At 45.4% G+C, this 14,129-nt stretch carries 12 protein-coding genes; 2 read left to right on the top strand and 10 right to left on the bottom strand.

Going from position 1 to position 14,129, the window contains the following annotated elements:
- Positions 1-24: 24 nt before the first annotated feature.
- The 6 genes from AC04Q6_RS06120 to AC04Q6_RS06145 all read right to left on the bottom strand — a co-directional run bounded on the left by AC04Q6_RS06120 (position 25) and on the right by AC04Q6_RS06145 (position 8,060).
- Positions 25-972, bottom strand: coding sequence for an L-lactate dehydrogenase (locus AC04Q6_RS06120; protein ID WP_021977417.1), 948 nt, complete (start codon positions 970-972; stop codon positions 25-27).
- Between the two features lie 398 nt (positions 973-1,370).
- Complete coding sequence (locus AC04Q6_RS06125) at positions 1,371-2,936, bottom strand: FMN-binding protein (RefSeq protein WP_118070930.1); 1,566 nt, start codon at positions 2,934-2,936, stop codon at positions 1,371-1,373.
- A gap of 162 nt (positions 2,937-3,098) precedes the next feature.
- Positions 3,099-5,531, bottom strand: a complete 2,433-nt coding sequence (locus tag AC04Q6_RS06130) for a penicillin-binding Tp47 domain C-containing protein (RefSeq protein ID WP_119248237.1) — start codon at positions 5,529-5,531, stop codon at positions 3,099-3,101.
- A 91-nt stretch (positions 5,532-5,622) separates the two neighbouring features.
- A complete protein-coding gene (locus tag AC04Q6_RS06135; protein WP_118168726.1) occupies positions 5,623-6,684 on the bottom strand; it encodes an FAD:protein FMN transferase in 1,062 nt (353 codons plus the stop codon).
- A 3-nt stretch (positions 6,685-6,687) separates the two neighbouring features.
- Complete coding sequence (locus AC04Q6_RS06140; protein WP_021977948.1) at positions 6,688-7,461, bottom strand: 4Fe-4S binding protein; 774 nt, start codon at positions 7,459-7,461, stop codon at positions 6,688-6,690.
- A complete protein-coding gene (locus tag AC04Q6_RS06145) occupies positions 7,458-8,060 on the bottom strand; it encodes an FMN-binding protein (protein WP_244832665.1) in 603 nt (200 codons plus the stop codon). Before AC04Q6_RS06145 ends, AC04Q6_RS06140 begins: the two co-directional genes overlap by 4 nt.
- A gap of 350 nt (positions 8,061-8,410) precedes the next feature.
- On the opposite strand from AC04Q6_RS06145, the gene AC04Q6_RS06150 reads away from it, so the two are divergent.
- Both AC04Q6_RS06150 and AC04Q6_RS06155 read left to right on the top strand, forming a co-directional pair.
- Positions 8,411-8,785 (top strand): NusG domain II-containing protein, encoded by a 375-nt coding sequence (locus AC04Q6_RS06150; protein WP_021977950.1) that lies wholly within the window; start codon positions 8,411-8,413, stop codon positions 8,783-8,785.
- A 109-nt stretch (positions 8,786-8,894) separates the two neighbouring features.
- The gene (locus AC04Q6_RS06155; protein ID WP_118061806.1) at positions 8,895-9,383 is read left to right on the top strand and encodes a Gx transporter family protein; all 489 of its coding nucleotides are present in this window, start codon (positions 8,895-8,897) and stop codon (positions 9,381-9,383) included.
- Between the two features lie 749 nt (positions 9,384-10,132).
- Here the strand turns inward: AC04Q6_RS06155 and AC04Q6_RS06160 are convergent.
- From AC04Q6_RS06160 to AC04Q6_RS06175, 4 genes are all read right to left on the bottom strand, one after another.
- The gene (locus tag AC04Q6_RS06160) at positions 10,133-10,921 is read right to left on the bottom strand and encodes a DUF975 family protein (protein WP_178745781.1); all 789 of its coding nucleotides are present in this window, start codon (positions 10,919-10,921) and stop codon (positions 10,133-10,135) included.
- Between the two features lie 258 nt (positions 10,922-11,179).
- The gene (locus AC04Q6_RS06165; RefSeq protein ID WP_118070900.1) at positions 11,180-12,388 is read right to left on the bottom strand and encodes an aspartate kinase; all 1,209 of its coding nucleotides are present in this window, start codon (positions 12,386-12,388) and stop codon (positions 11,180-11,182) included.
- 21 nt (positions 12,389-12,409) lie between these two features.
- Positions 12,410-13,621 carry a homoserine dehydrogenase gene (locus AC04Q6_RS06170; RefSeq protein ID WP_118070899.1) on the bottom strand — a complete coding sequence of 404 codons (1,212 nt, stop codon included), beginning with the start codon at positions 13,619-13,621 and terminating at the stop codon, positions 12,410-12,412.
- Between the two features lie 4 nt (positions 13,622-13,625).
- Positions 13,626-14,078 carry an ACT domain-containing protein gene (locus AC04Q6_RS06175; protein WP_118061802.1) on the bottom strand — a complete coding sequence of 151 codons (453 nt, stop codon included), beginning with the start codon at positions 14,076-14,078 and terminating at the stop codon, positions 13,626-13,628.
- Between the last annotated feature and the right edge of the window lie 51 nt (positions 14,079-14,129).

A 14,129-nucleotide genomic window follows, 5' to 3' on the forward strand; every position in this document is an offset into this window, starting at 1 on the left:
TCTTTACACAGCTTCTGACATTTATCAAAGATCAATCTGTGCGATCACGTCTTTCAGAGCATTAGCGCTTGCGTGAAGCTTCTCTGTCTCCTCCTCGGTCAGAGGAACGCGGACAATTCGTTTCACACCATTCGGTCCGATGGAAGCCATAGTGCTAAGACATACGTCTTCAATGCCATACTCTCCGTGAAGCATGGTTGATACACTGACTATTGTATCAGATGCTGCAAGAAGAAGCGAGCAAAGTCTGCAGACAGATACGGCTACCGCATAAAATGTGGCACCTTTCTTGGCAATAACAGTTGATCCTGAAGTATGAACATACTCCAGAACTTCCTCTCTGTCAAGTGGCGGCAGATCTTTCTGATCCTCATGAACGATCTTGTCAAATTCATCAAGGGTCGCACCTGCAACAAAGGCTCTTGACCACGGTACAAAGGAAGTATCTCCATGCTCTCCGAATACATAGGCATGAATATTCTTCTCCGATACGCCATAGTGCTGGGAAAGTCTGCAGCGGAGACGGGCAGTGTCCAGTGCAGTTCCGGAACCAAGGATCTGGCGCTCCGGAAGACCGGAAATTTTTGCAAATGCATACGTCATAATGTCACATGGATTACTTACAATAATATAAAGCGCCTTAGGAGCCACCTTTACGATCTCCGGAGTGATACTTTTCATGATGTTGACATTAGTCTGTGTCAGCTCGATACGTGTCTGTCCTGGCTTTCTGGCAATACCGGAAGTGATGATGACAATATCAGAATCAGCTGCATCCGGATAATCTCCTGCCACGATGGAGATCGGTTCACGGAAACTGGTTCCCTGGTCAATGTCCATGACCTCGCCCTCTGCCTTCTGTTTGTTGATGTCGATCAGGACGATTTCTGAGGCAATGCTCTTCTGTGATAAGGTGTAGGCGATGGTTGCACCTACGCTTCCTGCTCCGATGATCGTAATTTTACTGCTCATGTTTGTTCTCCTTTCAGCGTTGTTTGTCACATAAATAACAATTTTAATTACACATATTCAAACATAACATAAAATATAGTTGTATGCAATAAAATTATGGCTGTATTTTCCAGGATGTTTTGCGTTAATTATTGATGTAATTCAAATTTCTTTTTATATATTCTGTCTTTTTTTTTATTATTCTGTGTATTGATCTGTTATTTTTTTGTCGATATAAGGGTAAAAAGGTAGAATATCTCCTTATACATGAACATAAAAACCCCGGGAACTTCCTGGATTTTGTGAAGTTCCCGGGGACTTTGACTTAGATCAAGAGTGTTGGTTATAGTCAAGCAGATATTCGCAATCCGCATTCGCTACTTGCTCATAACCGAATAACTGCTTTGCAGTTAATTCGGTTATTTTTTTGCCTGTGCAAGTGCTTTCTGCGCTGCTCCGAGAATGCCCTCGGATGAGAGTGTCGCACCACTGACAGTATCAATGCCATCTGCAGTCTGGTTTGCCATAATCTGCGGATAAATGGTATTCCATGCCTCATTAAAGAATTCCGGAGTATCATTATTCGTCTGTGTAATCTCAACAATCTGACCTCCTGAGATGGTTACGGTCAGTCTTGTTTTGCCACCATATCCAAAAGCTGAGCCCTGATAAGTTCCGTCATTATACATTCCTGCAGGGGTCGGTTCCGGATCTTCGGTAGGCTCCGGTGTTACATCAGGATTCTCCGGATCTGGAGTCGGTGTTACATTTGGGTCATCCGGATCGGTTGTAGGTTCCGGTGTTGCCGTTGGAACCGGAGTTGCGGTCGGCTTCGGCGTTGCCGTTGGTTTCGGTGTTGCCGTTGGCTTTGGTGTCGGTTTCTTTGTCGGAGTTGGAGTTACTTTCTTTCCATATTCTGGATTAAGCGCAGACTTCAGAGCCTTTTTCACAGCATTCAGAATTCCGTTGGAGGAGTAGGTTGCTCCGCTGACGGTATCAATATCGTCTACATAATTCGTTCCCACAATCTGCTCTTCCAGCACACTCCACGCTTTTTCAAAAAACATCGGAGTATCTGAGTTTTCCTGTTTTACCGCTGTGATGATTCCATCCTTGATGGTTACGGTCACTTTTACATCTCCGCTGTAACCTTTTGCGGATGCTTTGTATGTACCATCCAGATATTTTTTCGGACTGTCAGGATCTGGATTTGCAGTTGGCTTTGGTTTCTTTGAAGGGGCTTTTGTTGGCGTTGGTGTGGAGGTTGCCACAGGTGCAGGGGTGACCTGCTGGCTGCTTCCATCTGCCGCTGCCTGGGATAATGCATTCTGGACTGCCTGGATAATTCCGTTGGAAGAATAGGTTGCTCCGCTGACTGCATCTACATTTGGTGTATTTCCCGCGATCATTTTGCTGATCACTCCCTGGGCAGATGCAAAATAAGAAGCAGTCTCCCCGGATGCATCCAGAATATCGATCGCCGCGATCCTTCCTCCGCTGATTGTTACACGCACACGAATGGTTCCTCCGAATCCGGTTCCGGTTCCTTCGTAAACTCCGTCTTTATATCCATTGGCCGGAACATCTGCCACCGGTGTCTGAGTAGATCCTTGGCCGGCTGCACCGCCACTGTTTTTTGCAGATTCTGATACAGTTCTTTTTCCTGAACTTTTTTTTGCTGCTGTTTTTTTCGTACTTTTTTTTGATGTGGTTTTCTTTGGCGTACTGCTCTTTTTGTTGTCTGCCGTGCTGGCGCCGGAAACAGAAGTTTCCTCTTCATATCCGAAATATTTTTCCAGTTCGGACGCAGACATTACCGTCGAATCTGCCTTCGGGACAGATTCCGTACTTTCATCAGAGCCCTGTGCTTTTATACCTGAAAATACAAGTGCCGCAATGACAGCAGCTGCAGGGATCAGTTTTGGCCAGGGTACTTTGGGTGTGCCATTTTCAGCTGGCTTTTTGTCTTTTAAATCTTTTTCCATAATTCTTTTTCTCCCCTCTTTTTGTGCGGCTTCTGTCAGGTATATGCTCTTTACGGCGTTTCCGGTCATTTTCCGAACCGCCACAGAAAATGAGCAGACCTCTGCCGCAGATATTTCCGTATACCTGCGGCAGAGGTTCCTACTCTTTGATGAACCGTTGTATTATTTAACAGTTACCACAAATTTCTTTGTAATTCCGTTGCATTTAACTGTGATGGTTGCTTTACCTTTGCTGATTCCTTTTACAACACCTTTGCCTGTTACGGTTGCAACTTTCTTGTTGCTGCTTGTGTATGTAACAGTGGATACTGGTGTTGCTTTGGATCTGATGGTTGTTGTTTTTCCTTTTGCAATTGTTGCAGAGGATTTTGTAAGTGTAAAGGTCGGGTTCTTAACTGTCAGCTTGTAGGTTGCTTTCAGTTTTCCGCTTGTTGCTGTGATCGTTACAGTTCCGGCTTTGATTCCCTTTACGGTACCTGTCTTGCTGTTTACTGTTGCGATCTTTGTATTGCTGCTCTTATATGTTACAGAGGATACTCCGGCCAGTGTTGCTTTTACAGTGGCTGTTTTTCCTTTGTAAACAACTGCAGATTTCTTTGCGAATTTTACAGATGGAGCTTTTACAGTTACCTTGCAGGTTGTCTTAAGACCTGTGCTTGTTGTTGCAGTGATTGTCACTGTTCCGGCTTTGATTCCTTTTACAACACCTGTGCTTGCGTTTACTGTAGCAATCTTTGTATTGCTGCTTGTATATTTTACAGTCGCGGATGGAGTTGCTGTTGCCTTTACTGTAACAGTTTTTCCTGTGTATACAGTTGTGGATGTTTTTGTAAATTTAACAGTGGATGTTTTTACAGTTACTTTGCAGGTTGCTGTTGCGTTTCCGCAGTTTGCAGTGATCACTGCAGTTCCGGCTTTCACACCTTTTACAACACCTGTGCTTGATACTGTTGCTACTGCTTTGTTGCTGGTTGTATATGTTACTGTCTTAGCTGTATCATTTGAAGTTGCCTTCAGAGTAACTGTTTTTCCTGTGTAAATGGTTGCAGATGTTTTGTCAAGAGTAACTGTCACTTTTACAAGAGCTGCTTCTGCTGCCTTAAGATGCTCAAGTGCCTCATCAACCTCTGCCTGTGTTGCATCTTCTCTTGCAAGAAGCTCTTCTGCCTCCTGAAGCTCTGTCTGCATTGCTGCCCAGGTCGCTTTTGTATAATCGTTCTCAGCAAGTGCTTTTGCTGTTTCAACCTCTTTTGTAAGAGCAGTTGTATCTGCCGGCTCTTCAGATGGTTTTACAATATTTGCGTCTGTAGCCTGTACCACAAAACTGTAGTCTGCATAGCCAAGTGCGTATACTGTCAGTCTCCAGTATCCGGTTCCGTCTGTTCCTTCCGGAAGCTGGCATCTTAAAGAATCGGTAAGTCCAAGCTGGATTCCCATGGCTTTATGCATCCAGTTATCTGCCGCAAACTTGGTTCCGAAAGATCTCAGCACCTTTGTTCCTGTAGCGTCATCTCCACAGTAATCCCAACGTACTGCCTGCATGTTTGCTCCAAGATCTCCGTATCCGTCTCCTGTAATATCTACACGGAGGAATTCTCCGTAGCTTCCGCTTGCATCTTTTACAGTCGGTGTTACATTTGTCGCTGTTTTCTGAGCCTGATCCTTGATTCCGGAATCTGCTCCTGTTTTTCTTGCCTCAAATGTAAAGCTGTCGCCGTTTTTCACTGCATATTTCAGACCGTTGGTATCTGCTGTTACTGCTGCTGTTGCTGTATAGGCGCTCAGCTGTACCTCACCATATCCACCTTCCAGTACACCATCATTGGTAACTACGTTGTATTTCTGGCAAAATGCTGCATAATCTTCTGTTCTTACAGCAACCGGAACGTATTTCAGGCCATATACTTCATAATGATCCATATCTACGGTTGTTCCGTCTGCTTTTGTAATGGTTCCTTTTTTAAATCCTACAGTTTTTCCGTCTGTCAGCTTGATAGTATTCTGATCCACCCATGTTGCGATCGGATATCTGCTTCCGTCCTCTGCCACGATAGTTGTCTCTGTCTGGAAGCTTCCTCTGTGAAGTCCATGGTTTGTAGTTGCTCTTGTTACCGTATCAAAAGCACCTTTGTCAAGTTCCTTATGGCCGTCCAATTCCTCAGAAGAAGTTGTATCTCCTGCTGCATACACACCTTCAGATGCCCAGTACTCTGCCCAGGTCAGGCCTGCATACACATACTGATACTCTCCCTGAAGTTCATCAGAATCCGCAAATGCCTCTGTCTCATCTTCTGCTGCTGTAAATTCGTCTGCACCGGAAGCTTCTTCCTCCGTATTCTCTGCTGCGCTTTCCTCTGTGATCTCATCAGCGCTCTGGTCCTCTGCCGCAATTTCTTCTGCATCAGCAGCCTCTCCCGCAGCTGCCTCGTAATCGGAAACCTCAGCAATCTCTTCCTCATCGCTCTGCTCGGTTTCGTCTGCTACAATGCTGCTGTCCAGGTCTGTTGCCATTACAGCTGTAGGAAAACTTGTTGCTGCCACTGCAAGACTTAAGATGCAGGGAGCCGTTTTTTTCAGTAAATTCCACTTATGCATTACTTATTCCTCCTAAAAATATGAAATATTTATAGAAACCTTTCCAGGGGTTACTACCGTAAATACCGTCAAACTGCTTTGAAACTTACGTTTATTCGATGATATCCTCCACGCTGTAGGAATCCGCAAGCAGGCTGAACCGCTCTTTCATCCCCTCAGTGAGATACACATGGTGATCTTCATCCACAAAGAGTCCGTCCGCACCGTAAGTTTTCAACAGTTCGGCACCTTTTTCCACCCCCAGCACAAAACATGCGGTGGAAAGTGCGTCTGCCTCAAGGCCTGTGTCGCAGACTACCGTAACTCCGGTCACTCCGCTTTTTGCCGGATAACCGGTGGACGGATCCATAATGTGGTGATACCTTACACCATCTTCGATAAAATATTTCTCATAATCTCCGGATGTGGAAAGAAATTCTGTGCCATTTAAAGCAACCACACCAAGATAATCGTCGTCATTTTCAGCACGGGGATCTGTCACTGCCACGTTCCAGGAAGAACCATCCGGTTTGCTTCCATAGGTCATGACACTGCTTCCCCCAAGGTTCATAAGCGCCGCAGAAACATCCTTCTGTGTTTCCAGATATTCCAGAATCGAGTCACAGCCAATTCCTTTTCCGGCTGCACCAAGATCCAGCGAACATCCCTCGTCCATGCGGATCGTCGTTCCGTCAAGAGAAACTTTCTGATATCCGGAATCTTTCAGAACATTTTTGATTTCTGCTTCTTCAGGAATTTTCTGATTTTCCCCGCCAATATCCCACAGACGGATCAGTTTTCCGATGGTCGGATCAAAAGCTCCGTCAGAATCTTTCGCAATTTTCAGAAGGCGTTCCAGATATCCGGAAAGTTCATCGGAAATCTCCTTATCTTTTCCGCTGTCTGCGTTCACCTTGTAAATCTGGGAACTTTCATTGGTCCATGAAAGAAGGTTTGTTTCCACATCTGTCAGTACAGATGTCAGTTTACTGTTTATATCGTCTCCTGTGGTATAAAGTGTTTCTGATACCACAGTATCCATGGCAAAATCTGTATTGGTATATGTCTGTATGTCATTTTCCGAAGCTACGCATAATACAGGAAAAACCATGGTAATTCCTGCAGCTGCAGCCGTTGCCAGAAAAGCTTTCTTTTTCAGAGCATGAGATCTCATAGATTAATTTCCCTCATTTGTTCCAATGTGAATATTTTTTCTCGGACAGGTTGCCGCACATGCGTGGCAGCAAAGACATTCGCCGGACCTGGCCGTGTCGCCGTCAATATCCAGATGAGCCGGACATCTTTTTTTACAGAGACCGCATTTCGGCGGACATTTTTCACGGTTTCTCTGAAAAAGTGCTCCCGGAAGGATCGGCATTAATGCAAAAACCGCTCCCATAGGGCAGAGAAACTGGCAGAAAAAACGTTCCTGTGTACACATTCCCACCATGATCAGAACCAGAATCACGATTCCCGCCAGATATTTACTGTTAGGGAAACGTCCTGCTGTAATCATGGAAAAAACATCCCACGGGCTGGTTCCTGTAAGCTTTCCGTATACTCCTGTAAGGCAGGAAAGTAAAATCAGGGCCAGTACGATATATTTGACTTTCTGAAGTCTGTGTACCATTCTTTCAGAAAGAGCTGGTTTCTTTTTTTTATGAAAACATTTCATCCAGATCAGAGAAAAACCTTCATACACGGCATCTCCAAAAGATCCGAATGCACATGCATATCCGCAGAAATGTCTTCCGAAAAAACACGTAAAGATCAGAAGCACTGCTGTTACAGTCAGAAAGGAGTTCCACTCTACCGGCTGACCGGCCGCAATGGCGAGAAAAATTGATTTGATTCCCGCAAAAGCTGTGGAAAACAGAGACGGGGCAGCAATAAAAAATGCCAGCTGTATCCCCGCACGCATCAGCCTTACTTCCCGCTGTCTTTTTTTCATGAGTTTTCCGCCTTTCCAAGTGCATCATCCACCGCATTCAGGATTCCTGTAGAACTGAAAGTTGCTCCTGATACAGTATCCACATCTGTACTCTGCGCACTTAAGATGGAATCGATCACACTCTCTGCCTGTAAAAGATATGCGCTGTCCTCACCTGGTGCACTGACCACATTAATGGATGTAATTTCATCACTGGCAAGTGTCACTTCCACCTGAATGGTTCCGCCGTATCCATCAGCTTCTCCTGTGTAAGTTCCATCTTTATATACGTTATCGGAATCTGGCGCTGCTGTGTCCTCCGCGTTTGCATCGGATGTCTTGCCGTCCGAAGTGTCTGCTGCCTTGTCACCGTCTGTTGAATCTGCATTACTGCTGTCAGTTCCTGTGGATGCTGCCTGATTCTGCATACGGTTTGCATAGCTTGTCTCCAGTGCACTGAGAAGTTCATTCTGCTGCTCCTGAAGCGTGTCTACCTTATCTGTCAGAGCCGAAATTTCTTTTTCGTTTGCCTGGGCTTTCATACTGCTGTTATAAAAAAGCACAGCCAGAACTACCAGCAGTAAAGAAATCACTCTCATATAAAAATTCTGGTTTTTCATCTCTTTTCTCCCCTGTATTTAGTCAGTCAGATATTCACAGTCCGTTCCTATCATCTGCACATAACCGTTTTTTGAATAAGTTATATATCTTTTACTCATATTTATAGATTAGTTCTAATTAATCATTTTTCTTTAATTAGATATTGCTAACTTACAGCTAGGTATTATATCACCTGATTTTTTTCTTGTCTATACTTTTTGTTAGTACGCGGTAACTTTTTTCTCCGTATCTTTAATTTTTGCTGTAACTTTTCCAGATATTGGTTAGATATCCTTAACTTATATTTGCCTTTTGAATGGGAGTATGATATGATTTTTTCTGAATCTGTGACAGAAACGGAGTTTTTATTTTGAAGAAAAAAGAAGTGATTTTTATTGCCGGGATCCTAATTCTGGCCGGGGTTCTCTGGCTTGGTTTTCAGATCACAGGGAAACGTTCCCACAATACGATCCGTATTACCGTTGACGGAAAAGAATTCGGAACTTATTCTCTTTCCCAGGATCAGGTCATACATATCGGAGACACCAATGTCTGCGAGATCAAAAACGGAAAAGTTACCATGATCGAAGCAACCTGTCCGGATCATTACTGTATGAAACAGAAAGCTGTGGATGAACATGGCGGTTCTATTATCTGTCTTCCTAACAAAGTGGTGATAGAAGGAGAAAATACCACGGAGGATTCGGATTCGAAGAGTTCACCGAAGATTGATGCGGTGACGTAAGATGAAGATGTTATGGAATATATGCGTAATGTGCGTTCGCCATGCAGCTCTCCTCCGACAGATGACATTTGGTCCGGGGCACATCTGTAACAAATGAAAGGGTTTATTTATGAAACGAAAAACAGCTTATCTTGGATTATTTTCCGCAGTAGCGATCATTTTGGGATATGTGGAGTCCCTGATTCCTGTGTTTGCAGGAATTCCGGGAATCAAGCTCGGACTTGCAAACCTGGCAGTGCTTTTTATCCTGGATCGGTATTCTGCGAAAGAGGCGGCTCTTGTGTCCGTTGTCAGGATACTTGTGATTGGGTTTATGTTTGGAAATCTGTTCAGTATTTTATATAGTATGGCTGGCGCCGCGCTTAGTTTGACTGTGATGAATCTGCTGAAAAAACATTCCGGGTTTAGTCTGATCGGGATCAGTGTGGCTGGTGGGGTTACGCACAATATTGGGCAATTGATCGTTGCCATGATCGTGGTGAGTAATACGAGTCTGATGGTTTATGCACCGGCACTGCTGGTGGCCGGGGTCCTGGCGGGGATTCTCATAGGTGTTTTGACAAAGGAAGTTGTGGGACGACTTCCTTTGAATCTGTAATGTTTGTGTGTTTTTCTTTTTTGGATTGTGATTTTTACTTTGTGAAGTGGATTTTTGAAGTGTGTGTGTTTCTTTTTGGGATTATGGTTTTTACTTTGTGAAGTGGATTTTTGAAGTGTGTGTGTTTCTTTTTGGGATTATAGTTTTTACTTTATGAAAGTAGGAAATTTGCGAGAAGGGGAAGCACTCATAGTTGCGAAGGCCGTCTCCCCTTCTCGCGCTCTTCCCCTCCTGGCCACGCCGCTGTGATGCGTTATGGAATGTGTAACTTTATCGGCTCAGTCCTGTATTCTGCTGTACTGGCAGTGTCAGGCTGAGCCGATTGTTGGTTCAGGGCGGACGGGAAAGCGGCTCAACTTTCCGCAGCCGACACAGTAGAATCCATCGCCCCGCCAATACTTTCACACATTCTCACAGCCTACAACAACTGCGTGCCCGGAAAGGGGGAGCTCGAGGGGAAAAGCGGGCTTCGCAACTTTGAGTGCTTTCCCCCTCGTACCTGCCCATGCCAAAATGGTCCCCCTGAAAGGAAAAAATGCTTACGCTTCTAGTATCCTCCCTGGAAAGGAAAAAGCCTACGCCTCTAGTATCCTCCCCGGAAAGGAAAAAGCCTACGCCTCTAGTATCCTCCCTGGAAAGGAAAAAGTCTACGCCTCTAGTATCCTCCCTGGAAAGGAAAAGTCTACGCCTCTAGTATCCCCTCCAGAAAGAAGATGCCCGCCGCATCCAGGCGCCCTCGCCGGGAGGCATCAGGCTTCGGTTTCATCATGAAACTGAGGAACCGGTGTCACCGGGGGATACGGCCCCGCCGGTGGCTCATCAAATTCTCCGGAAATATTCCGATAGAAAACTGCCATGCAGGTTTCTATATAAGGCACCAGCCAGATCAGTGCCAGATAAAGCGTAAACATGGAAAAAATAATCCACGGTATAAAACTTAAGAGCATTTTCAAATACTCCCAGTAGTGCCCCTTCATAAGTTTCGCACTTGCTTTCAGTGCCTGTGTTCCTTTCATGTCCGGATTATCGGACAGAATATAATAACTCATGGTGAAAGGCATGGCTATCAGCAGGTTCAGCCCAAACCCGAGAAGTGTCAGCAGCATATAAGTCACTGCCCAGTTCATCTGCTCTTCCACTGTATTTCCCATATCGCTTGTGAACGAAAACCACGCCAGTGGAAGTGATGTCACCAGATTGATCAGTGCCAGCACAAAGGATGCCACGATCACATGGTCTGGCTGGTGGCTGAAAAAGTACAGAAGATCTCCAAAAGAATATGCTTCCCTTCTGGAAATATTCAGGTAGATCCGGTAAAGTCCTGCGGAAAAAACGCAGATCACCAGAGAAAGGATAAAGCTGAATACTTCTCCTCCGATGATCGCGTACGCGGAATCTCCCGGAAAAAGTGCTGTGGAAATGTAGCTTGAAACCACACTCATCGCCGCAACCGCAATACTGCCGATCACCGGAACCGTAAAATTACCAGTCAGCGTTTCCCTTGCAAGCTTCTTACAGCCCTTCAGATTTTTTCTCATAAAAATTCTCTCCTTATGAACGGCCACATCTTTCCGGCGGACAGCCCGAATGCACGCACCGTTCCGTTATAGAAGGCGGAGACTTATACCAAGCCTCCGCCCCGTCATTTCTCATTTTCGCTCTGGCATATCCTGCTGCTTATGCTGCATAACTGCACGCCAGATCATTTTTCTGCAATGTCAAACGGATATTCGCAATTCGCAATCCGCATTCACTACGCAGCTCTACACCGATTAACTGCTTCGCAGTTTATCCGGTTAATCTGCAAGATTAAACGCATCATGTACCGCATTCATGGCACGTACGCCATCTTTCTCATTGATGAGAACAGTCACACGGATCTCAGATGTCGCGATCATATTGATGTTCACGCCCTCATTATAAAGGCTCTCGAACATTTTTGCGGCAACACCCGGATTACTCATCATACCAGCTCCCACGATGGAAAGTTTGGCGATGTTTTTCTCCGCATGAAGCTCATCATAGCCGATGCGTGCCTGGTTGGATTCCAGGACTGCCATTGCATCGTCCAGATCATTTTTATCAACAGTAAAGGAAATATCCTTGGTTCCGGCACGGCCGATAGACTGAAGGATCATATCCACATTGATATTTTTCTTGGCCAGGGTATCAAAAAGCTTAAATGCTACTCCTGGTGAATCTTTAAGTCCGATCACAGCAATACGTACTGCATCTGTATCCAGAGCAACACCGCTGATCAGCATTCTCTCCACTGTTACTTCCTCCTTTACCACAGTTCCTTCGCTGTTGTTGAGACTGGAACGTACCACCAGCGGTACACCGTATTTCTTCGCCATCTCCACAGAACGGTTATGAAGCACTCCCGCACCCAGAGTTGCCAGATCCAGCATCTCATCGTAAGTGATCTCCTTAAGCTTGCGGGCTTTCGGAACCTTACGGGGGTCAGCAGTATAAACGCCATCCACATCGGTATAGATCTCACAGGCATCTGCATGAAGCGCTGCTGCAAGAGCTACGGCTGTGGTATCCGAACCTCCACGGCCAAGTGTGGTGTAATCATTATATTTATCAATGCCCTGGAATCCTGTAACCACAACAATTCTGCGGTTATCCAGTTCTCTGCGGATACGTGCGGCATCGATCTTTTTCAGACGGGCACTGCTGTGTGCGCTTGTTGTGTGCATAGCCACCTGAAATGCATTCAGGGAAACTGACGGTACTCCCAGGCTGTCCATAGCCATGGCCATCAGTGCTACCGACATCTGTTCTCCGATGGTAAAAAGCATATCCATCTCACGTTTCGGAGGTTTGTCGTTGATATCTTTCGCCATGGTGATCAGCTCATCGGTATATTTACCCATTGCGGAAAGCACGACCACCACGTCGTTTCCTTTTTTATAATCTTCGATACATCTTCTGGCAACATTAAAGATACGCTCTTTGTTTGCCACAGAAGTACCGCCGAATTTTTTTACGATTAACATGTTCTTATTTCTCCTCAGGCATCAATCCTTCACGCGGATCATTGCCAGTACTTTTCCGGTAAGCTTACTGATCTTCTCTTTATATTCAGCCTGCTTCATCACCGGTGTGATAAATCCGAATTCGTCCGGAAGGTCATCCGGCTCGATAGTCTGTACATCACCGAAAGCTTTTTCTACTTCGTCCATAGTAGTATCAGACACACGTACAAAGAAGCGTCCCTCTACGTCATCCACATCCATAAGCTCCAGGGCATGGCTGTTCCAGTTTGTCATGATATTTCTGTGGAGATGTTTTGCCTCATCCACAACATCCGCAACAACAGCACTTGCGGTCGGAAGTTTACCTGCTCCGCTTCCGTAGAACATGGCGTCTCCGAGAACATTTCCGTGTACAAATACTGCGTTGAATACATCATTTACACTGTAGAGCGGGCTCTCCTGTCCTACCAGGAACGGCGCTACCATCGCATAGAAGGAATCTCCAACTCTGCGGCTTGTGGCAAGAAGTTTAATGGTCATGCCAAGTTCTTTCGCATATTCCATGTCTGCCGGTGTGATCTTTGTGATTCCTTCTGTATAAATATTCTCGTAATTCAGGAATTTTCCGTATGCAAGTGAGGAAAGGATCGCGATCTTGCGGCATGCGTCAGCGCCCTCTACATCTGCAGTCGGATCTGCCTCAGCGTAACCCTTCGCCTGGGCTTCTTTCAGAACTGTGTCAAAATCACAATTCTCCGTGCTCATCTTATAAAGCATGTAGTTGGTTGTTCCGTTAAGGATTCCTGTGATCTCATCGATCTCATCTGCTGTCAGTGAGGAATTCAGTGCGCGGATGATCGGGATACCGCCGCCACAGCTTGCCTCAAAAAGGAAGTTGATATTTTTTTCTCTGGCGATCTCCATAAGCTCGGAACCATGTTTGGCTACCAGGGCCTTATTGGATGTGCTTACACTCTTTCCTGCCTGAAGAGCTCTTTTTACAAAGGTATAAGCAGGCTCGATCCCGCCCATAACCTCAACGACAATATCCACTTCTGGATCGTTTACGATCACTTCATAATCATGAACCAGAACTTTCTCAACCGGATCTCCCGGAAAATCTCTTAAATCGAGAACGTATTTGATGTTGATCTCATCTCCGGCTCTTTTGTTAATGCTCTCATGATTGGTGTTGATTACTTCAACAACTCCGCTTCCTACTGTACCGTAGCCTAATACTGCTATGTTTATCATATGCTTACTCCCTGCCTAAAATTTTCAAATAGTGTATACCGTCTCTCTGTTCAATATCCTCCACCATAGCTTCTGCGTCGCCTTCTCCCGGAAGGATGTCAACGCTCAGCGTCAGTGTTGCAACTCCGTTAATGGGAATACTCTGATGTATGGTCAGGATATTACCGTGAAAACGGGCAATCGTCTGCAGCACCATTGATAAAAGTCCCGGCTCGTCGTCCATCTGAATGATAAAGGTGATGGTCTTTCCCCTGGTCTCCTCGTGGAAAGGAAAAATATCGTCCTTATATTTGTAAAAAGAGCTACGGCTGATCCCGGTCTTTTCAGCAGCTTCCTGAACAGTAGCCACACGGTTGGATTCCAGCAGCCTCTTGGCCTCAACAACCTTAAGAAGTACTTCCGGCACTGCCCTCTCTCTTACTACATAGTATTTTTTCTTCTCAACCTGTTTCTGCATAGCAACCTCTCTAGTTGCTGTTCACATTGTGTGCAGCAACCTTTCTGTCCG

The organism is Blautia sp. HA9023 (assembly GCF_056504095.1).

Excerpts from the sequence above, each read along its gene's own strand:
- AC04Q6_RS06160 (WP_178745781.1), bottom strand. The coding sequence starts at position 10,921 with ATGAGAAAAAATCTGAAGGGCTGTAAGAAGCTTGCAAGGGAAACGCTG.
- AC04Q6_RS06145 (WP_244832665.1), bottom strand. The coding sequence starts at position 8,060 with ATGAAAAACCAGAATTTTTATATGAGAGTGATTTCTTTACTGCTGGTA.
- AC04Q6_RS06175 (WP_118061802.1), bottom strand. The coding sequence starts at position 14,078 with ATGCAGAAACAGGTTGAGAAGAAAAAATACTATGTAGTAAGAGAGAGG.
- AC04Q6_RS06165 (WP_118070900.1), bottom strand. The coding sequence starts at position 12,388 with ATGTTAATCGTAAAAAAATTCGGCGGTACTTCTGTGGCAAACAAAGAG.
- AC04Q6_RS06155 (WP_118061806.1), top strand. The coding sequence starts at position 8,895 with ATGAAACGAAAAACAGCTTATCTTGGATTATTTTCCGCAGTAGCGATC.
- AC04Q6_RS06130 (WP_119248237.1), bottom strand. The coding sequence starts at position 5,531 with ATGCATAAGTGGAATTTACTGAAAAAAACGGCTCCCTGCATCTTAAGT.
- AC04Q6_RS06135 (WP_118168726.1), bottom strand. The coding sequence starts at position 6,684 with ATGAGATCTCATGCTCTGAAAAAGAAAGCTTTTCTGGCAACGGCTGCA.
- AC04Q6_RS06125 (WP_118070930.1), bottom strand. The coding sequence starts at position 2,936 with ATGGAAAAAGATTTAAAAGACAAAAAGCCAGCTGAAAATGGCACACCC.
- AC04Q6_RS06170 (WP_118070899.1), bottom strand. The coding sequence starts at position 13,621 with ATGATAAACATAGCAGTATTAGGCTACGGTACAGTAGGAAGCGGAGTT.
- AC04Q6_RS06140 (WP_021977948.1), bottom strand. The coding sequence starts at position 7,461 with ATGAAAAAAAGACAGCGGGAAGTAAGGCTGATGCGTGCGGGGATACAG.
- AC04Q6_RS06120 (WP_021977417.1), bottom strand. The coding sequence starts at position 972 with ATGAGCAGTAAAATTACGATCATCGGAGCAGGAAGCGTAGGTGCAACC.